Genomic DNA, 20,204 nt, shown 5'->3' on the forward strand with positions numbered 1-20,204 from the left:
CTTATCGATTAGAACCCGTCATCATAGTCATCGTCATCATCAAAGGATGGTGATGCTGTATTCGTTTCTGGGGCTGGGACCAATTTTCCTTTTTGTGACTGAACAAAAATCAACGCGATCAAAATGCCAAAAATCGCATAGGTGACCATGGTAATTTCCAGCGAACTGAAAACTACACTCATGAAATAGGCCAAGAAGAAAAAGACCATATAATCTTTTCGACCGATCACATAGACGGTAGTTGCAATCCCGATCGCTGCCAATCCTCCGCCGACTACTTCTAAAATATGAATAACGACTGTCCCCTCAAGAGCATTGATGACATCAGCAATCAGCGGAGCGCCTAAATAAAGTGCAATAAATACCAGCGGAACAAATAAAATAAATGAAGCCAGCGTTGGGTATAAAATAATTGAACGCGTCATTGCCTTGGCATTAAGATCTTCTACTGCTTTATCCGTATACTTTCCTAAGAAGGTATTGATAAAGAAACGGAACTGATACAAATAACTCCCTAGCAACCCAACAGGAACGGCAACAGCAATCGCTGCTTCTGGTTGCAGATTTCCTAGCAAAGCTACCGGTACGGCAATCGCCGCAGCAATTGAAGGTTCCGCTGGCATGGATCCGCCAGGAGAAAATACCCCCATGTAAATCATTTGTAAAGCGGCAGTAACGATCATGGCTTGAGCCACATTTCCCATCACCAGTCCGACAACTAATCCCGTCATCAATGGTGAAAAACGTAAAGTCAGTGTGGCGCCTCCGCCGAGCCAACGAGACATGACTGCTGCAACCCATAGCGCAATCAGTAAACTTTGTGTAACACTTAATGTATCCATTTTTCCTCCTCCTAAACTTCTTTCAAATAGTTTTCTAAATCAAGAACAGCTTCTTTCAAGCGTTCTTTGGTGATTAAGACTGGAATCAAGTGTACTTTTTCTTTCGAATCTATGAACTGCACCAACTGATCGATGACTTGTGCATCTTCAGGAAAAATACCCATTTGATGTAAACTCATTGGTAAGTGCAATTCTTGATAAAAGGGGATCAACTGATCGATGACCGTCCATTTTTCTTCAAGGGCTAATTGATAAAACATCCCATAGGCAACCTTTTCCCCGTGAAGAAAACGATGACTTTCAGGCAGATATTTACTGATGGCATCATGCATCGCATGCGCCGCTGCATTGCGGGCATATTTATCGCCTAGCCCGCCTACCATTCCAGCAACTGCAATAACGATCTCCGACAAGTGACAAAAGGCGTCTGTCACTTCCTGCCGCTTCATATCTTCAATCGCTTGTTTCGATTGTGTCAAAATAGCTGTTTCGCATAATTTTGCTGTATAGCCTGCCATTTGCAAGAAGGGCTCATTTTTCAAATGTGGTTGGGCTAAGATTGCTTCCGATTCAATCCACTTTGCCAACGTATCTGCTAAACCGGCGATGAAGTAGGAGACTGGTGCATCGATCACTAACGTCGGATCGGTAATCAAAAAAGCAGCCTGTCTTAAATAGTGTTCCGACTTTCCTTCAGATTCTCCCGACTCTTTATACATGACAGACAAGGGTGTCCATGGTGCACAATTACTGGCCAATGTTGGGATCAGTCCAAAGGGTCGATTGACTACATGTGCTGCATATCCCACTAAGTCGGCTAACTTCCCGCCGCCAACCCCCAGAATAAAATCGATCGCCAGTTCTTCAACAAGATCAGCAATCAGCCCAGCGCCATAATAGCTGCATTCTCCCGTGTAGCGATGATAAAAAATTTCCAAATGCGCATCTTCTAAAAAGAGTAATTTTGGTTTTGCTTTTTCCCATGAAACCGTTCCATGTACGAGCAGCAGTCGTTTTACTTTGTACTCTTTTAATACTTCCGGCACATAGTCGATCGCGCCTTCATGGTAACGATAAACTTGCGGTCCAACCTTTACTTTTAAATCCGTTAGCACGAGTTTCACTCTCCTTTATACAGCCAAAAACCGACTTTCCGCTTGAACAGCACGGTCTGGCAGCAGCCCCTTAACGATTCGTTCAATATCCGTTACACATTTGTTTCCCATCTCTTCTAAGCATTCCATAGTATAAGCCGATGTATGCGGTGTCATAACTACATTTTCAAAAGCTAAATACGGATGATCTTTATGACCAGGCTCTTCCTCTAAGACATCGGTGGCAAGACCAGCGATTTTCCCACTTTTTAATCCGCTTACAATTGCCTCTTCATTCAAAAGTGCGCCACGGGCACTATTGGAGAGATATACTTGATCTTTCATTTTTGAAATTTCTTCAAAGGAAATCATATGATAATTTTCCTCCGTCAAGTTAGCACATAGACAAATAATATCTGATTTTGCTAGCAGCTCGTCTAGCTCGACTTTTTTTCCGCCATAGCTTTGAATATGCAAAGCGGACTTATATGGATCGTATGCCAAAACCTCGCAGCGGAAACCATTTCTCAATATTTCTACTACACAACTTCCAGTATTGCCGACACCGATCACCCCTACCGTCTTGTTAAATAATGCGCGTCCGACAAAGTTCGCTCGTTTTTCCCATTGATCTTCGCGGACCTTTGTATTCGATTCAACTGTACAGCGCAGAAGCGCCAATAGATTGGTCACATTATTTTCTGCTACTGCATCTCGCTCAACCAAAGCTGGAATGATCGAAACAATCGTTTGGTGGTCCTTCGCTGCTTCTAAATCAATATTGTTATAGCCGATCCCGTGGCGTGTGATCAGTAGCAATTCATCTTTATACTCAAAAAACTCTTTGGTAAAAAATGGGGTAACACTTGCTATAATGATGTTGTATCCCTTAAGCTTTTCTGCCAATTCTTTCCCATTGATTTCGCTATCGAACGTGAAATGACTGACAGTTCCGATTGCTTTCAACCGCTCGATATGCTGCGGAAAGATTTTTCCAAAGCTGCTGGAATTCACTATAGCGATCTTAAACTGTTCCATATTCCTCCTCCTTACTCTTTTGCAACAATCTCGTGACCACCAAAACCATTCCTTAGCGCAGAGACGACTTTTGCTGAGAAACTGTCTTCTTCTTGGGACAAATTTCTCATAAACAAACTCATAGCGATCGTCGGTACAGCAACATTCATCTCCAAAGCCGTTTCCACTGTCCACCTAGCTTCACCAGAAGCTGCAACAACCCCGCGATATTCCTCCAACTTAGGGCTCTCATTAAATTGGGCCGCTGCGATTTCCATCAGCCAGCTGCGAATAACCGATCCATGATTCCATACCTCTGCGACGGAAGCCAAATCAAAGTCATAGGCACTTTGTTCAATCAATTGAAAGCCTTCACCGATGGCTTGCATCATTCCGTATCCGATACCGTTATGGACCATCTTTAGAAAATGACCGCTTCCTGATTCCCCTGCATAAAGGTAGCCTCCTAAAACAGCCACATCTGCAAACAAAGATTCCACCTCTGAAAAAGCGATTTCATTCCCGCCAATCATCAAACATGCATCTTTTCTAGCTCCGGAAACCCCACCAGAAGTCCCACAATCAAAGTAATGCACCTCTTTTTCTTTAAACCAGGCTGCTCGGCGAATCGAATCTTTGTAATTAGAATTTCCGCCTTCAATCACGATGTCTTTCGCTGATACAAGGGGCCATAGTTCTTCAAGAATCCCCTCAGTCACAGTTCCCGCAGGAAGCATCAACCATAAAACCCGTCGGCCGCTAAAAGAATTCGTCAAATCAGCTAGCGTTTGATAGAGTGTAATTCCAGCTTCTTGCGCTGTTTTCTGCGCATGTATCGAAAGATCCAGCCCTTTTACTTGATAACCTTGATCTTTTAAATTGAGGGCCAAGTTCAATCCCATTTTTCCAAGTCCGATAATTCCTATCTCCATGATAGCGCCTCCATTTCATACTTTCATTATACAAAAAAATATTTTTTTGTAAACATAAAAAATAAAAATAATTTTTATTTGCTTTTTTTCTTTAAAAGAGGTAACGTAACAATACAAAGATAATAATGTTCATATAAAGGAGGTAACCGTCTTTGACTGTTTCGATTCGCCTGCAAATAAAAACGCTTTATAAAGACTTAAGTCTCAAAGAACAAGCGATTGCCGACTACATTTTGGAAAATCCTAGTAAAGTCAGCCACAGTTCAATCAGTGATTTATCCAATGAATTAGGCATCGCTGATTCGACCTTTTTTCAATTCACAAAAAAACTCGGTTACAACGGATTTAAAGACTTCAAAATGGCAATGCTGATGCAGGAAAATGATTTTTCTGCCATTTCGATCCATGAAAATATCCAGAAGTCTGATAATGAATTGACTATGGCTCAAAAAGTATTTGATTCCAATATGACCACATTGACTGATACCAAAAATCTTTTGAAAGAAGAAGATTTAAAGCTTGCTGTTGCAATGATCAATCAATCTAAACGACTTTTTTTCTTCGGCGTTGGTGGTTCAGAGATCGTGGCAACCGATGCCTATCACAAATTTTTGCGCTCGCCGATCACTGTTTTTCACAGCAGTGATTATCACATCCAACTGATGGAGGCTTCATTGTTGACGCCAGATGATTGCGGCATTTTTATCTCTCATACTGGAAAATCAAGAGAAACCATTGAACTAGCTCAAGTTGCCAAAAACAATGGGGCCAAAATTATCGTCATTACTAGCCATGCTGCTTCCCCTTTAGCCAAACTCGGCGACGTGGTTTTCATCTCTATTTCCGAAGAAACTGAGTTTCGCTCAGAGGCATTGGCATCCAGAATCGCTCAACTGAGCATCATGGATTCCCTCTATGTCATCTTAATGTTTATTAATCGAGACAAAGCACAACAATCGATTGCCAAAATTCGGCGCTCCATTTCAAAAATCAAAGAACCCTGAGAAGGGAAGAAAAAACTTACATTTTTCTGCGTTTCGCTAATTCTTTTGTGAATCACAGTTGATATGCAAAAAAACTTGTGCTTTTTTCTGTACTCTTCTTTGGTTTCTTATCAACTTTTTCAGTTCTGAATCTCAAATGCGCTGAGCCTGCCAAAAATCTTGTCCCTTACTCTTGCTAATGTTCGCAAAAAAACCACATCACAAAGCTATCCGCTCTGTAATGTGGTTTTTTAAGACTATCTTTTTTTAGGTAAATCAATAACGACTAGACACAATCTCTGCTCCAAAGGGCATCAACGCTAAGCGCGCCATTTTCAATGATTGCGCCGCAAATGGAATGCCGATGATCGTGATGGCTAGAATGACTGCGCTAGCTAAATGGCCTAAAGCCAGTGGTATACCAGAAAAAATCAACCATAAAATATTTAGAATCACGGACACGCCACCGCCACGGTAAACGATGTCTTTCCCAAATGGTGCGAGTGACAACGTCGCAAACTTAAAACATTGCAGACCAATGGGAATGCCGATGATGGTGATACACCATAAACACCCAGCCAAAAACCATGAGATCGCACCGATCAAGCCGCCAAAGACAAACCAAATCACGTTGCCTAAAAAATTCATCTGATTGCCCTCCTTCTTTTTTTAATAAAGACTGTTCCTGTTTTAGCAAAGAAAGCAGAGGACATCGAAAGCACTCAGACGTGCGCTATCGTCTGATGCTCCGCTTCTCTTTTTTCTTAATACAAGCGAAATGTGTTATTTTGTAAAATGCTTATTGCCCAGAATCAACGGTTGATTCGCTGCTATTGTTAGACTCATTTGAATCATTGCCGAAGACACCGGTGATCGAAGACCAGATGCCGCTAAAGAAGCTCTTGATATTTTGCCAAAGGCCCTTAGAGGTTTCTTCGATTTGCTTGCGAGCTTCTGACAGATCCAATTCTTTGATGAAGTCATCGAAGATATTGTTGTCTCGCATGTCGCTCATTAAAGAGGTCAATTCAGAAATTTGATTTTCCGTAACGATTCCTTCCAGTCCGTTGTCCTTCAAGGCTTTTTCTACTGTTTCTTGAATATCTGCTTGGGTTAATTCCGTACCATCTGCAGTTTGAGCAGCCAAATCGGTTTTCGCTTGTTCTTGCGCTGCATTCAAAGCTTCATCGGAATAGCCTTCTTTATCTTTATTCTCTTCGGTGATCGTAGACAGCACATCCATCTCATCTTGAGCTACGGCTACTCGATTCTGATTGATGACACCGCCTGATTCTTCAACGATTTTGTATACCCCAGCTAAAGCTCCGGAACCGTCGATCGGTACAGCAGAAGCGACCGTTAGCTTCGCATCAGTGATCCCTGCCGTCAGCGCTGCATTTTGGTACTGGGCTGCAGTGATGCGGGTAATGTTATCTGGTGTCGCGATATCGACAGTGATTCCTGCCCCGCTTTCTAAAGTCTGCATTCTGACCGAGCTATAGACCGCCCAATCTGCAGTAAAGCCGCCATCGGGAATGTATTTCATCAAGTCATTACCGTTTGTCGTATAAATCGGTGTTTCGCCTTGGATGCCTAAGCGCTCAAGTGTGTAGTCTTCTTGTGCTTTCGTCAAGGCATTTCCGATCGCCACAGCATTGACTTGCAAACGATCTGAACTGCTGTCAGAGGTACTTGTTTGACTGTCGGTAGTGGCTGTCGTTGCGGTAGAACTGCTTGTTGCAGTGGAACTGCTCGTCGTTGAATTGGTTTCGTCAGCAAAAACTTGTGGTGCTGCTAATAAAACTTGGCTAGATACCAAGAGAGTCGCTAAAATCATCGCTGGTTTTCGAGTCTGTTTTTTCATCACTATATCCTCCAAGTGTTGATCTCTTTTTCAGGGATTTTTCCCTCTTACTGCTGTTATTGTACTATAGGTTTTCTTGCAAAGCCTACGTCTAGGGTCTGAAATGAAGAAAAACTTAGAACTCTGCTGCTATTTAAAAAAGGCGCAATTTGGTATTATCCTTGGTACAGCAATACTTTAGGCGCTTTTCTTTTCATCAACTGTTTTTTTAGCAAACCCAACAGCATAGGATTTTAAACGGCTGCCCACTTTCCTCAAGCCGAGAAAGGCTCCCGTTAAAACTATCGTATAAAAGAACAACGGAAACCCTCCTAGTGAAAAAAAGACTTTCCCGGATTCCAGAAACAGCGGGTGACTCAGAAAGATCAATCGACTAGCCTCAGCTGCTTGTTTTGCTTGCCAAGTCCGCTTTTGTGGTTGCTGCTTGATAAGACAAGTAAGGAAAAAAAGAGTCGTCGGCACAAAGAACAGCATGAAATTCTTATCGTCCCCCTGATTGAGATACACGAGTCGACCTTCAATACTTAATAAGCAAAGAGAGACCGCGAATTTTCTGCCAAGATGCTTCGTGAAAAAAGGACGTTTCTGGTGTTCACCTAAACAAAACCCGCACAGCAAAAAAAGAAACCCATAAAAAAGACCGTTTCTCGTTGTAAAAAATAGGGTCCGATAATTTTGATAAAATACCAATAAAGGTCCACTTAAATAACTGCTGTACGTTTCAAGACAGCCAATCACATACAAACTGATCGCCAGTAAAAACTGCCACCGATAGCCAAGAAAGCGGGTTTTCCTTACTAACCACATGCCAAAGAGCAACGCTGGAAAATACCAAAGATGGTACCAGACCCCTACTGTAAAAAAGCCAGTAGCCAAACCGATGACCCGTAATGAATCAGCAAGATTTTGCTGCCCTAAGTAAAACCAGCCTAAGGGAAGATACACGATCGACCAACGCAAATAAAGCTTGAGTTGTCGTTTGCACCATTGCTGCCATGAACAGGTACTCTTTTGAAAAAAATAGCCATTCAGCAGCAGAAAAAAAGGAACCGCCAAACGACATAAGAGACTCTTTAACAAAAAATGAAGCCCGTTGTTTTCTGCCAGTCGGCCACAATGAACGAGAATCACCAATAAGGAAGCGATGAATTGGATGTAGCCAATTGGAACCATAGGTTGTTTTGTCTTCATTCGATCGTTTCTCCTTTCTCCGTCAAATTTGATCAAACATACTTCACTCTACTGGTCCTTTCTTTTTGTGACCAGCACGGAAAGCTTCCAAGATAGAAAGGCAGCGCAACAAGTAGAAACATTGATAAATAAAGGATGTTACCCTTTGTTGCATCGCTAATTTCATAGATCCTCGTTCGCATAGAAAAGAGTTTGCTATAATATAAGAAGAATGATGGAGGCAAAACAGACACATGGATATTGGGAAAATTATCAAAGAAGAACGCACCAAACGAAATCTCACACAAGAACAATTGGCGCAGGAATTTTTTGTCACTCGGCAACCGATTTCAAAATGGGAAAACGGCAAGAGCTATCCTGATCTAGACCAAGTAGTCAAGCTGAGCAGCTATTTTGAATTGACCTTGGACTATTTATTAAAAGAAGATCAGCAGATGGTCCAAGAACTTAATCTGACCACCCACCGCAAACGAATTGGCCTCGTATTGATCGCCCTTTTGACTATTCTCAGTATTAGCTTAAGTACGATTTTGTTGGCAGCATTTTGGATCGATCCAGTCTTTTTTACAAAAGAAGACCTAACGATCACTTCTATAAAAAAGTATCGCTTGCCTGCCACTGAGATAACGAATGAGGCAACCGGACAAGTGATTCAACTGCCTGAGGATACGGAATACTTGATCACTTATACGATCGATCGGCCGCTGGTAAAAACGGATCGTCTGTCGGGTTATAAAGAATACAGCAGCGAAAATGCCAGCCAATTAACGGCTTTTGGTCATCGCGGTTTTCATTTTGGCGCGCAAACAAGCAAAATCGTCATTCGCAGCAATCGCGAAGACAATTTAGCTGCACCAGAATTAAATGCAGGCAAGGATCTTTATCTTCGTAATATGAATAAAGCGCGCGTCTATCAAAAATCAGCAGCTGGTGTCGCATTTTCTATCGAAGATGAAGGCGACCTCCTCTTTACTGCAGAAAAACTGGCGCAATTGCCCTTTGAACAAGGACAGCTGCCAGAGTAAACAAAAACCACCGAATCGTTTTGATTTGGTGGTGTTTTGCTGACTTTCTTATCCTAGCAAGATCATTGCGATCGCCGCCAAGGCGTTGTTAAGAAAATGCATGGCGATGGCTGTTTCTAGACGCTTAGTTTTTACATAAATCAACGCCATAATCAGTCCCATAGCACCGTAAATCAGAAACTCGACCAGATTGGTGACGGAATGGATGATGCTAAAAATCGCCACACTTGAAATGATCCCGACTATTGGGTATTTCTCGAATAAAAGGCCAATAAACCCACCACGAAAAACGATCTCTTCCATAATTGGCGCAGCAACAGCGATCAATAAAAAGATCAAAAGCGGATTTTCGCCTGTAAACAGTTCCCCTAACAATGCATCATTGGCGGTCGCCTCTTGATCGGATATATGCTGCAGATAGAGCGTTCCGCCAACTGCAACGACTCGACCTAAAACAAACCCTCCGACGATCCATAGCCAATTTTTCTTCGTTGACCAGCCAAAGTCAAAGGTGGCAAGTCCTAACTTTTTAGCCAAAAACATCAGTAGACCAATGTTTGCCAAAAGCAAGGCAATCAACCCATAGCTGATCATCGCAGGAATCGTCGGTTCTCCTGCTTCCAAATAATAGATTTTTACCACGCTAAATGCGGTCATCCCTACTTGACTAAGTAAGAATAAGCCAATCAAAATAAAGACATTCTTTACTGCTTTCATGCTCTCCTCCATTGTTTGCTCATTGCATTTTTCAGGATTGGGTTACGACAAATCATGACACAGCCCATCATTTGGTTCCCCATGTTTCCAGAAAATGCTTAGCCACTATCGGCTGCTTATAATGATACTTAGTTTCCTCATTATTTACAACTAATAAAAAATAAAAATAGTTATTTTGCTCATTTTATCGAATAAACCACGCTTTTTCATTCCCATTCTTTTCAAAAAAAATATAAGTAATGTTTGAAAAAAGCGCTCTCTTATGCTACACTGTTCCTACTTTTGTTTGGCTGACGAACCGCTGCCCCAACCATGTTCGTTTGGACCAACTCGTTGCGAGTATTCGATTTCGAATGCTCTTTTTGTCGCGTTTGTCAAAAGAAAGTGAGTGAATCCAAATGATCCAAGTAGAACACCTCAGCAAGACCTTCCAAGTATCCAAGCGAAAAAGCGGCTTTCGCCAAGCAGCCAAAGCCTTTCTTTCTCGTGAAACCACCACCGTCCATGCGTTGCAAGACATCAGCTTTACCATCAATGAAGGCGAAATGGTTGGCTACATCGGGCCTAATGGTGCTGGAAAAAGTACCACCATAAAAATCATGTGCGGGATTTTGACCCCTGATCAAGGCGTTTGTCACATCAATGGTCGTACGCCTTGGCAAGAACGTATCCAACATGTCAAAGACATCGGCGTCGTCTTCGGGCAGCGCAGTCAACTCTGGTGGGATGTCCCCGTCAATGACAGCTTTGATTTGATTCGTGATATCTACAAAGTCGACGCTGCTAGTTATCAACGCAACCTAGAAGAATTAGTCACCTTACTAGATTTAGGTGAGATCTTAAAAACCCCTGCTCGTTCCTTGAGTCTCGGTCAGCGTATGCGCTGTGAGATCGCAGCCTCCTTACTCCATGACCCCAAAATCTTATTTCTTGATGAACCCACCATCGGTTTAGATGCTGTATCAAAAATCGCCGTGCGTCAGTTCATCAAAAAAAGAAACCAAGAAAAAGGTACCACAGTCATCCTGACGACCCACGATATGCAAGATATAGAGGCGCTGACACAACGAATTCTGTTGATCGGCAAAGGGCAAATTTTGCTAGATGGTCGCCTCGATGAACTAAAGCACCGTTTTTCTGATGTCAAAACGCTGGAGGTCGACTATCAAGGGAATGAGCCCCATCTGCCAGAAAACGTCCAGCTGCTTCAAAAAGACGTCGGTCGCCTTGTTCTGAAGCTTGATCCCAAAGAAGTGTCGGTCGCTCAGCTGCTCAGTCTGCTCAGCAATCAAGTCGAGATCACTGATTTGGCCGTTGCCAGTATCACCGCCGAAGAAATGGTCGCTAAGCTGTATCAGGAGTATCAAATATGAGGAAGTATCAGGCATTTTTCCGCATCCGCTTTATCAATACCTTGCAATACCGCTCGGCGGCGATTGCCGGGATGGCTACGCAACTAGCTTGGGGCTTGATGGAAATTCTGGCATTCCACGCCTTTTACCAAGCAGATCCTAGTGCCTTTCCCATGACCTTTCAACAAACCGTCTCCTATGTTTGGCTCCAGCAAGCCTTCTTATCCTTATTTATGTTGTGGTTCTTTGAGGCAGAAATTTTCAATACCATCACCACAGGGTCGATCGCCTATGAACTTGTGCGGCCGATGGATCTATACAATCGCTGGTTTTGCCAATCGGCTGCCAATCGCTTAGCAAAAGCCGTCTTGCGTTGCGGACCGATTTTTGTGATTGCCTTTTTACTGCCAGCACCTTATCGTTTAATTCTGCCAGCAAACATCGTTGCCTTGTTCTTGTTTCTCTTGTCTATGGCGCTGAGTTTAGGTGTAGTGATCGCTATGTCGCAGCTGGTCTACATCTCAACTTTTTATACATTATCCTCCATCGGGGTGCGGATCGTCATCAGCTCCATCGGTGAATTTTTAGCTGGCGGGGTCATTCCTCTGCCTTTCTTTCCGCAGCCTTTTCGCCAATTCGTGGAACTATTGCCTTTTGCTTCCATGCAAAACGTCCCGCTGCGAATTTACAACGGGGATCTGACTGGCTTTGCGCTTGTTTCAGCATTGCTCTTACAAGCGTTTTGGCTCGTACTTTTGATCGTGATCGGAAAAATTTGGCTGCAGCAGGCGCTCAAACGCGTCGTTGTGCAAGGAGGTTAAGGAATATGGTTTATTGGCATTATTTTTGTATTCATCTCAAAAGTCAGATGCAGTATAAAGTTTCCTTTGTGTTAACCGCTTTGGGACAATTTTTAGGTTCCTTTACTGCTTTTTTAGGCATTTGGTTTATGTTTACCCGGTTTCATCAAGTGAATGGCTTCACCTTTGAGGAAGTCCTGCTTTCCTTTGCGACGGTTTTGTTTGCCTTTTCGATTGCGGAATGCTTCTTTCGCGGGTTCGATCTTTTTCCGCAAATGATCAGTAATGGCGAGTTCGATCGAGCACTCGTGCGCCCTCGCTCCTTGATTTTTCAAGTCTTAGCTTCCAAAATGGAATTCTCGCGTCTCGGCCGTTTTATTCAAGCCTTGCTGTTGTTTGCTTATGCGATTCCTAATAGTGGAATTGCTTGGCATTTTGGAAATGTCCTGACTCTTTTTCTGATGATCGTCTGCGGCGCCCTCTTTTTCGCCCTATTGTTCTTAGTGTATGCCGCCATTTCCTTCTTTACGATCCAAGGACTTGAATTTATGAATATTTTTACCGATGGTGCCCGCGAGTTCGGCCGCTACCCCTTCAGTATCTACGGAAAACACGTCTTGCGTTTATTGACCTACGTCGTGCCGATGGCTTGGTTTCAGTATTATCCGTTTCTGTATGTCATTGGTCGCGTAACTAATCCTTGGTGGATCTTATCACCCTTGGTTTGTCTACTCTTTGCCTTTCCCGCCTTCTTCTTTTGGCGAGTAGGTTTGAAGAACTATATTTCTACGGGTTCGTAAATAAAAAGGGCTCTTTGTCAATAAGGACTGATGAGTTGTGCAAAATCAAATCTGGGTCAGAATGAACCACATTCTGGCTCAGATTTTTTGTTATCTTACATTGATTAATTGATTGATCAAAAAGATTCTAATTCTCATGTTCTCGAATGATTTAAATCCGTAGGATACTCGTTTCATTGTCTTTATGTGGGTATTCTTCGCTTCTATTTTTCCATTGGAATAAGGATAGATCATTGCGTTGGTGATGCCTTCTTCATGAGTAAGAAGGTTTTGAAGCTTTTCCCGAAAGCTGTCATCTAACGTTTCGGGAAGTTCTGCCAATAAGGAGAAAAATAAGTCAGGGTCTTTGTCTCGAAAGGCTTCAACTAATTCATGAAAAAAGGGATACGCCTCCTTTAGGGGCGGAGAAAACTCAAGCAATCGATCAATCATCATTGCTTCAGTAAGAAATGGGTATTTTGGTGCTCGGAAACTTTTCCATGTTTTGTATTCATAATGGTTGATGTTTGCACGATTTTTTAGCAAAAAGCGCCAGTTCTTTTTCAGTTTTTCTGCCTGGCTTTTCTGTCCGGCTTTACGAAGTTCATTCATTTCACGGATACGCAACTCATTGAACGCTTGATTCATGTGTTTGACAATATGAAACCGATCAATCACTACTTTCGCATTTGGCAGAACACGTTTGGTGAGCTGGAAGTAGGCGGCGTTCATGTCTGTCACCAAGAATTCTACTTCTTCCGGATTGGTACAACCTAAAAAATAACTTGTTAATCGGGGTAATTTACGCGTAGGCAAAACATCTATTAGTTTTCCTGTTTCGCCATCTGCGCAAATAAAGCTCATTTTATCTTCTATGGAAGCATGCGAACGAAATTCATCAACCATCAATACTCTTGGGAGAATCTTCTTAGATTGCTTTGGTAAATAGCTTTTAAACTCTTTCAATGTACGAATAACGGTGGTCAAAGATACCTGACAGCTTTTCGCAATAAAAGATAAAGATACTTTTTCAGTCAGTAAAGAAGCAATTTTATATCTAACATGATTTGCGATTGAATGTCTGGGTTGGACAAAATAACTTTGAGCAGTCCAATGGGTGCGACAGTTTTTACAGGTATAGCGCTGCTTTTTTAGGCGCATAATCAAAGGCATATGATTGTATTGTTCAAAACGGACAATCGTTTCCTTCTTCCCATTTTTCACTATAATTGCTTTCCCGTTTCCATCTACCACAGTAGAACCACAACTTCTACAAGCACGAGGAGTAGGCGAGAGAACAGCATCGACGACCAACGTCTTTTTCTTCTGAAGGGTCTCGTAAGAGACCTCTGTAATCATCAAATCTTTCTCTATTATTCTCAGCATTTTTTTGATAGAATCATTCATATAGCATATCGTCCTCTCAGTTGTTTATTTTGTGGTGATTTAATCATACTAGAGAACGATATGTTTTTTAATACCTAAAATGAAAATGGGGCTGAAGAATCAATTCTGATTCATCAGTCCCATAAATTATAGAGCCATAAAAAGGAGCGCCTCTCTTTGAAACTAAGAGAATGCGCTCCTTTTTTATTCGGTTATTTCAAGTGAAAAACAGCTTCTCCTTGCTGAATATCGCCGTCAGTTCGCAGGCACTTCCCGCCTTGTTCCTCCATGAAGACAACGATCACCATGGTCTCTTTGCCCATTTCCTCAACTGCTGCTACATCCATTTCTGCCAGCAGCTCACCTGTCGTGACTGACTGGTTTTCTTGGACCGCGATCGTGAAGGGCTCCCCTGCTAACGCCACTGTTTCAATTCCCATGTGGATCAAAAGGGAACGGCCATCCACCAACTCAACGGTTAAGGCATGCTGTGTTGGAAAAATCGTTCGAACCGTCCCGGCTGCTGGTGCATAGATTTTTCCGTGATGATGAGAAACGGCAAATCCATTTCCCATCATTTTAGACGAAAATACCTCATCTGGTACTTCTTCGATCGGTAGCAGTCGGCCTGTTGCCGGTGCACAAATTTCTATTTTTCTTTTAAAAAGCATCCGTAATTCCTCCTTAGATTGCCGACAGTGTTCTCTGACAGCTAGAATAGATAAGAAAAGCTACGAAGGGCAATAAACCAAAGATAAAGATGGCAGTATCGAGGGACAGCACCTGCGAAAGAAAGCCGCCAGCTAATGGCGAAAGAAACGATGCCGCACCAATGTACACACTGATCGATATCAGTTGTCCAGAAGAAAAAACAGCTGGCGGTGTAATAGCACTGATAATCATTCGACTGCCGATGGTAAATGCCGGTACAGTGAAAAACTGCAGAAAACTGGCTGCCAAAAGTAAGAATGGGCTACTAGCAAGCCAATAGACAAAAAATTGTAAGGTTAAAAATATGCCTGCAATCAAAATCAAGCGCTCATTTTTCCATTTAGCAATCATGCGATTCAGCAAAAGGTACGCTGGAATTTCACAAAAGGATTGGATCGACCATTTCAGACCAACAAATTCACTGCCTCTTTCCATTGTAATCAGCTTGTCGATAACGACCGTATTGTTCGCAACGATCGTCAAGTACAAGAGAAAGAACAGTCCCGTATAAACCAAAAAGCGTCGGTCTTTGCATAACAGAAGAATGTCTGCCAGCGAGACACCGCTGTTTGTTGCTGTTCCTTGCTTTTGCGGTAAGGCGTTTTTCTCTGGGATCGTTCGTGAAAATGTATAATTGATAAGCAAAAAGAGGAGCAGCGGCAAACTAAACCAGCGATAATTATTGGAAAATAAAAAGAATGGCACGCAGACACTCATCATACTCCACCCTAAAGAGCCGTTTGCTTTGATTGAAGCAATTCTTTTTGAAGTACTGGACTCCGATAATACCCAGTTATCGAGCACCGTTGCTGTTGTATTGGCTAATCCACCCGCAATAGCCAATACCAGAAAATGGATCAGCCAGTGGTCTTTTCCTAACCAATAAAAACTAATGGAGAAGAAAACCAGAAAGATCATCAGAAGCATCGAAATACGTTTTAATCGTTTGCTCTTGTCCGAATAATAGCCGATCACTAACTGAAAAAGAATTGTCGTGATGCTGTAGGAGGCTAAAAACCAGCCTCTTTCAAGCGCATCATAGCCTTGCTCAGTTAAAAAAGGAACGATTTGTGTCATCAAAATCGCCATCGTTGCATATTGAACAAAATAGATTACTTGAAATTTGTGTTTGATTTCCATTCTTTGTTTATGATCGGCTGAAGGAAATTCCTTCAGCCGATCCCTTTCCTTTTTACCTGCTGGACCTATTTAAGTTCTGGCCAATATGGTTCGTTCGCCACAATCATTTCATCTAATATTTCTTTGGCGACTTTCGCACTTGGTACAGTTTTGTTCATAGTAAAGGACTGCCACAATTTTTGGTAAGACTCTTGTTCCCAAGCATCAACTGCCAATTTTTCAGATGCGATCTGCTGCTCCATCAATCCCTTTTGGAATGTTGGAATATCACCGATCGACAAGACTTCGTAGCCATCTTTTCCAACTAGACAAGGCAGTTCCACCATTGCATCATGGGCAAAGTTGGCAATTGCGCCGTTGTTTTCAACAATAAGAATCATGCGTTCTTTCGTATTAAAGGTTAGTGCGCAAGCAAGGTCTGTAATAAAGGACGCATGTTCGTTTGAGGCAAATGTTGTATCAACTGCTGTGTTGTTTGCAACGATTCGTCGGCATTCATCAAACACATACTTCTCTCGTCCGTCAATGATCTCATTGGCACGGGTATACTCTTTGTCCGCATGAGCCACCGTTTCATCAGCCATCAAATAATATTTCAGATAGGTATTCGATAAAAATTCTGGTTCAATTTCGTGCAGATCTTTAGCCGCCCACATCGTTTCCAGCCAACTGCTTTCTTTATGCTGGCCTTTTTGTGTTTGTTCGGTGTAGCCGTACTTTTGAACATGCGCACTGATTTGTGGCATCAAGTCATTGCCGTCATGGTCTTTGATGCTGGTCCACCAGCCAAAATGATTCAAGCCGAAATAGCTCGTCTCAAATTCTTTCCGATCCTTCAACCCAATCACTCGCGCCATGATATCTTCCAAACAAACTGGCATATCACAAATATTGATGATTCTTGAATTTGGTCGGAATCTTCTGGTCGCTTCGGCAACGACTGCTGCTGGGTTGGAATAGTTCAAAAGCCAGGCATCTGGCGAGTATTTTTCCATGTAGTCGACTAGTTCTAAGATCGGTCCAATCGAGCGCAGGCCATAAGCTAAACCACCAGGTCCGCAGGTCTCTTGTCCGACAACATTATGCCTGAAAGGAATTTTCTCATCTTGTTCCCGCATAGCATATTTGCCGACACGAAGCTGTGCCATTACGATATCGACATCCGTAAAAGCTTCCTTTGGATCGGTTGAATATTCGAACTGTACTTCTGGCGCTCGCTCGGCAATAATGATCGCACAAGCTTTTGCTACGGTTTCTTGTCGCTTTTCATCGTTGTCATAAAATTTGATTTTTCTAACTGGAAAGCGCTCTTGACTTTCTAATAACATCATAACTAGCGATGGTGTATAGGTACTTCCGCCACCTGCAATTAAAATTGAACTTTTTTTCTTACTCATGGTACTTGTTCCTCCTTGTGATTCTGTTTTATTCGGCCATTAGTTCTTCGAATGATTCTCTAACCGTTGGTACCGTTAATCCTACAATGATTTGAATGCCGCCATTTCCAGGGTTGACCAATCCTGAGGCACCTGCTTCTTGAAACTGCGTACTATCTGCAACTTTGTCGGCATCCTTAACAGTCAAACGCAGCCGTGTCGCACAATTCGTTACATCAATGACATTGTCTTTCCCACCTACCAAGTGCATATAGGCCTGTGCTTGCCGCACATGTTTTGGTAATTTTTCATCTTGCTTTTTGTTGTCATAATCTGCTTTTGTATACAACTGCATTGCTGCAGTATCATCCTCACGTCCAGGCGTTTTTAAGTTGAACTTCTTGATCATAAAGGAGAACACAAAATACCAGATAGCGGTAAAAATCAGCCCGATAATGATTTGGGTAATATAAGTTGAACTGTGAAATTTCCACAAGGGCAGCCAATTTAGACCTAACCAGTTGATCAATCCGCCGCCAAAGTCCCCGACAACCCCGAAAGCATAGGAGATTGTGGCGATCGAAGCATCCAGTAAAGCATGAACAAACCATAATGCTGGTGCAACAAACAAGAAAGTAAACTCGATTGGTTCAGTGATTCCGGTCAAAATAGCCGTCAATGCTGCCGGTGCAATCAATGCGATCACTTTTTTCTTTTTATCAGGCCGAGCCGCTTGGATCATCGCTAAACTCAGACCTGCCGTTCCAAAGACTTTCGACATTCCCGATAGTGAGAAACCGCCAAACGGATAGAGCTCTTTCAGCGAAAACGCAGTAGTTTGGAACTCGCCAATGTGGGAGGCCCAATAAACGGCCATTCCCCCTTCGACAACCGCACTGTCATAGGCAAACGGTGCATAAACAAAGTGATGCAAGCCTGTTGGAATCAGTATTTTTTGCAAGAACTGATAAATAAAGACACCGAAGTTTCCTGATTCAATGAAAAAGCCTTGCATGCTTCTCATTCCCTCTTGGATAACTGGCCAGACAAAACACATGAGTACTGCCAAAGGAACCATGGCAAAAAAGGAAATCATGGTTACAAAGACTGATCCGCTGAAATTCGACAGCATTTCTGGCAATTCTTTTTCATAGAAGCGATTGTGGAGATAGACAACGATTCCCGAAATCAGCAAGCCGCCCATCATGCCGGTATCTAAGGTGATGATTCCTGCAATCGAGGTCAACCCAGAACCAGCAGTTGCCCCTTGAGCTAAATCTACCGCAAATGATTCTGGCCACAAAGTTAAAATTGCATTTACAAAATAATTAAAAGCGATATAAGTAACGAGTGCCTCCATCGTAGCGCGAGCGGCGTATTTTTTAGCTAGACTGATCGGCAGCCCTACTACAAATAAAAGCGGTAATTGGAAGAAGGGCGTCCAGCCTCCTGCTGCGATCACATTCCAAAATTTGAACCAGAGGGTATCTGGTGCTGCGATATCCCCCATAATCGTCTGATTCGAAAATAGCAGAGAAAAGCCGATAACGATCCCAAAAAAGGAAAACAGCATGACCGGTGCCAGCATCGCTCCGCCGAACCTTTGAATTTTTTTCATCATAGTTTTTCGTCCTTCACGTTTTTTAGTTAAGCGCTTTACTGATTCTCATTTTACTATTAAAATGATGCTATGAAACCCTTTTCCGTTGTTTAAAAGTTTCTCACATTTGAAAGGTTTTTTTCACATAAAATGTGAATTGTCACACAGAATCAATGGAGAGATAAAATGAGGAGATAGCCTATGCTGCAAGACCGTATCACTACCTACCAGTCAAGATTAACCGAGAATGACTTTTTGATCTGGTCCTACATCACCACTCACAAAAAGCACTGCTTGGCAATGTCCATCAATGATTTAGCCAAGGAGTGCATCGTTTCTAGGACGACGATTATGCGCTTTTGTCAAAAAATCGGCTTTGATGGCTTTTCAGAATTCAAATACCATTTAAAGAACGAGGTACAACAAGAAAATGCCCTACTCTCTGAGATTGAAGGCGAAATTCTAGACAATCATATTCAAACGATTGAAAATTTAAAAAAGAAAGATTTTACAGCATTGTGCAAGATGATGGCTCATGCCAAACGAATCTTTGTCTATGGTTCAGGGGACATTCAAAACCTTGTTTCCAATTATATGAAACTCTTATTTTTGCCTAATGGACTACTTGTCTACGATTTTGGTGCGATCTCAGTCAATGAACAATTTTATCGCATCATCGAGCCAGATGATTTAGTGATTTTGATTACTTTAAACGGTGAGTCACCCACCGTTGTCAAACTAGCAAAGCAACTGAAACAGCGCAATATCAACACGATCGGGATCACGAAGCTGAGAAACTCAACGGTTTCTAAACTCTGTTCTGAAACGATTTTCTTTTTAAATCCAGAGATCCAGTCAACCGAAAATGCGATCGCTCCCTTTCAAACGACCGCCACACTTTTCTTTGTGATCGAGTACTTATTGTTAAAATATGATGCTTGGCAAAAACAAGCCGCAAGCGTCTCAGAGCCATAAAAGTTCTCTTGGTTTTCCTTAATTCATTTAACTTACAGTATTTTGAAAGACGCTTGAATAAGCCATTTTCAGCCAATTTCTGCTAGGAAAAGCAGCCAATCTCTGGTAAGATAAATAAAAACGTAAAAGAGGACCAGTTATGGAATATTTAGCGATTTTACTTGTTTTCTTTCTATTGAATGTAGTGATACTTGTACTTGGATTGAAGAAGAAACGAATCATGCTGCTTTTTCTGTCACTCTCTGGTTTATTGTTGGTTTGCTTGATTGCCATTTCTTACGTTTTCTTCTATTCAAATACACTTTAAGTCGTCAAAAACACGGGAAGCTGGCTACGAACCTACCGAAACAAACGAGGCTGTTTTAGTCATTACACCCGACGTATAGGACACATTTGTTAAAATTAATTTGAGAAAAAAAA

The 20,204-nt window shown here is 42.2% G+C and carries 20 protein-coding genes; 6 read left to right on the forward strand and 14 right to left on the reverse strand.

Annotated elements, in window-relative coordinates:
• Positions 1-8: 8 nt before the first annotated feature.
• The 4 genes from IGI71_RS14000 to gnd are packed head-to-tail and all read right to left on the reverse strand — an operon-like array spanning position 9 to position 3,885.
• Positions 9-842 carry a PTS mannose/fructose/sorbose/N-acetylgalactosamine transporter subunit IIC gene (locus IGI71_RS14000; protein ID WP_005228432.1) on the reverse strand — a complete coding sequence of 278 codons (834 nt, stop codon included), beginning with the start codon at positions 840-842 and terminating at the stop codon, positions 9-11.
• Between the two features lie 11 nt (positions 843-853).
• Positions 854-1,957, reverse strand: coding sequence for an iron-containing alcohol dehydrogenase family protein (locus tag IGI71_RS14005; RefSeq protein ID WP_005228431.1), 1,104 nt, complete (start codon positions 1,955-1,957; stop codon positions 854-856).
• Positions 1,958-1,972: 15 nt separating this feature from the next.
• Positions 1,973-2,974, reverse strand: a complete 1,002-nt coding sequence (locus tag IGI71_RS14010) for a D-isomer specific 2-hydroxyacid dehydrogenase family protein (protein ID WP_010749950.1) — start codon at positions 2,972-2,974, stop codon at positions 1,973-1,975.
• A gap of 11 nt (positions 2,975-2,985) precedes the next feature.
• Positions 2,986-3,885: a phosphogluconate dehydrogenase (NAD(+)-dependent, decarboxylating) gene (gene gnd / locus IGI71_RS14015; RefSeq protein ID WP_333718708.1), complete on the reverse strand. Its 900-nt coding sequence runs from the start codon at positions 3,883-3,885 to the stop codon at positions 2,986-2,988.
• Between the two features lie 152 nt (positions 3,886-4,037).
• On the opposite strand from gnd, the gene IGI71_RS14020 reads away from it, so the two are divergent.
• A complete protein-coding gene (locus IGI71_RS14020; RefSeq protein WP_333718709.1) occupies positions 4,038-4,889 on the forward strand; it encodes a MurR/RpiR family transcriptional regulator in 852 nt (283 codons plus the stop codon).
• A gap of 255 nt (positions 4,890-5,144) precedes the next feature.
• Here IGI71_RS14020 and IGI71_RS14025 read toward each other — a convergent pair whose 3' ends face one another.
• The 3 genes from IGI71_RS14025 to IGI71_RS14035 all read right to left on the reverse strand — a co-directional run bounded on the left by IGI71_RS14025 (position 5,145) and on the right by IGI71_RS14035 (position 7,923).
• Positions 5,145-5,516 (reverse strand): YccF domain-containing protein, encoded by a 372-nt coding sequence (locus IGI71_RS14025; RefSeq protein ID WP_010749951.1) that lies wholly within the window; start codon positions 5,514-5,516, stop codon positions 5,145-5,147.
• Between the two features lie 151 nt (positions 5,517-5,667).
• On the reverse strand, positions 5,668-6,732 hold the full coding sequence (locus tag IGI71_RS14030; protein ID WP_201688392.1) for a DUF1002 domain-containing protein: 1,065 nt from the start codon (positions 6,730-6,732) through the stop codon (positions 5,668-5,670).
• 177 nt (positions 6,733-6,909) lie between these two features.
• Positions 6,910-7,923 (reverse strand): acyltransferase, encoded by a 1,014-nt coding sequence (locus IGI71_RS14035; protein WP_333718710.1) that lies wholly within the window; start codon positions 7,921-7,923, stop codon positions 6,910-6,912.
• A 233-nt stretch (positions 7,924-8,156) separates the two neighbouring features.
• Here IGI71_RS14035 and IGI71_RS14040 point away from each other — a divergent pair, with 233 nt between their 5' ends.
• A complete protein-coding gene (locus IGI71_RS14040) occupies positions 8,157-8,948 on the forward strand; it encodes a helix-turn-helix domain-containing protein (RefSeq protein WP_430615828.1) in 792 nt (263 codons plus the stop codon).
• A 48-nt stretch (positions 8,949-8,996) separates the two neighbouring features.
• Here IGI71_RS14040 and IGI71_RS14045 read toward each other — a convergent pair whose 3' ends face one another.
• Entirely contained in the window at positions 8,997-9,665 is a 669-nt protein-coding gene (locus IGI71_RS14045) for a CPBP family intramembrane glutamic endopeptidase (RefSeq protein ID WP_151196525.1), read from the reverse strand.
• A gap of 398 nt (positions 9,666-10,063) precedes the next feature.
• Between IGI71_RS14045 and IGI71_RS14050 the strand changes: the two genes are divergently transcribed.
• Genes IGI71_RS14050 through IGI71_RS14060 form a run of 3 tightly spaced genes read left to right on the forward strand, consistent with a single transcriptional unit; the run spans position 10,064 to position 12,617 of the window.
• A complete protein-coding gene (locus tag IGI71_RS14050; RefSeq protein WP_060791460.1) occupies positions 10,064-11,038 on the forward strand; it encodes an ABC transporter ATP-binding protein in 975 nt (324 codons plus the stop codon).
• Complete coding sequence (locus IGI71_RS14055; protein WP_005228415.1) at positions 11,035-11,838, forward strand: ABC transporter permease; 804 nt, start codon at positions 11,035-11,037, stop codon at positions 11,836-11,838. The genes IGI71_RS14050 and IGI71_RS14055 overlap by 4 nt, the downstream gene beginning before the upstream one ends.
• Positions 11,839-11,843: 5 nt before the next feature.
• Positions 11,844-12,617: an ABC transporter permease gene (locus IGI71_RS14060; protein WP_086295692.1), complete on the forward strand. Its 774-nt coding sequence runs from the start codon at positions 11,844-11,846 to the stop codon at positions 12,615-12,617.
• Positions 12,618-12,707: 90 nt separating this feature from the next.
• Here the strand turns inward: IGI71_RS14060 and IGI71_RS14065 are convergent, their stop codons facing one another.
• The 5 genes from IGI71_RS14065 to IGI71_RS14085 form a co-directional block, all read right to left on the reverse strand.
• Positions 12,708-14,003, reverse strand: coding sequence for an ISL3-like element ISEfa11 family transposase (locus IGI71_RS14065; RefSeq protein WP_275851999.1), 1,296 nt, complete (start codon positions 14,001-14,003; stop codon positions 12,708-12,710).
• A 191-nt stretch (positions 14,004-14,194) separates the two neighbouring features.
• Positions 14,195-14,653, reverse strand: a complete 459-nt coding sequence (locus IGI71_RS14070) for a PTS sugar transporter subunit IIA (RefSeq protein ID WP_016612787.1) — start codon at positions 14,651-14,653, stop codon at positions 14,195-14,197.
• A 13-nt stretch (positions 14,654-14,666) separates the two neighbouring features.
• A complete protein-coding gene (locus IGI71_RS14075; RefSeq protein ID WP_201705288.1) occupies positions 14,667-15,833 on the reverse strand; it encodes an MFS transporter in 1,167 nt (388 codons plus the stop codon).
• 65 nt (positions 15,834-15,898) lie between these two features.
• Positions 15,899-17,230: a 6-phospho-alpha-glucosidase gene (locus IGI71_RS14080; protein ID WP_010749959.1), complete on the reverse strand. Its 1,332-nt coding sequence runs from the start codon at positions 17,228-17,230 to the stop codon at positions 15,899-15,901.
• A 28-nt stretch (positions 17,231-17,258) separates the two neighbouring features.
• The gene (locus tag IGI71_RS14085; RefSeq protein WP_016612789.1) at positions 17,259-18,830 is read right to left on the reverse strand and encodes an alpha-glucoside-specific PTS transporter subunit IIBC; all 1,572 of its coding nucleotides are present in this window, start codon (positions 18,828-18,830) and stop codon (positions 17,259-17,261) included.
• 180 nt (positions 18,831-19,010) lie between these two features.
• Between IGI71_RS14085 and IGI71_RS14090 the strand changes: the two genes are divergently transcribed.
• Positions 19,011-19,784 (forward strand): MurR/RpiR family transcriptional regulator, encoded by a 774-nt coding sequence (locus tag IGI71_RS14090; protein WP_060791463.1) that lies wholly within the window; start codon positions 19,011-19,013, stop codon positions 19,782-19,784.
• A gap of 27 nt (positions 19,785-19,811) precedes the next feature.
• Here the strand turns inward: IGI71_RS14090 and IGI71_RS14095 are convergent, their stop codons facing one another.
• A complete protein-coding gene (locus tag IGI71_RS14095) occupies positions 19,812-20,057 on the reverse strand; it encodes a hypothetical protein (protein WP_016608418.1) in 246 nt (81 codons plus the stop codon).
• Positions 20,058-20,204 lie beyond the last annotated feature (147 nt).

This window comes from Enterococcus sp. DIV1279b (assembly GCF_050531515.1).
GTDB lineage: Bacteria > Bacillota > Bacilli > Lactobacillales > Enterococcaceae > Enterococcus_D > Enterococcus_D casseliflavus.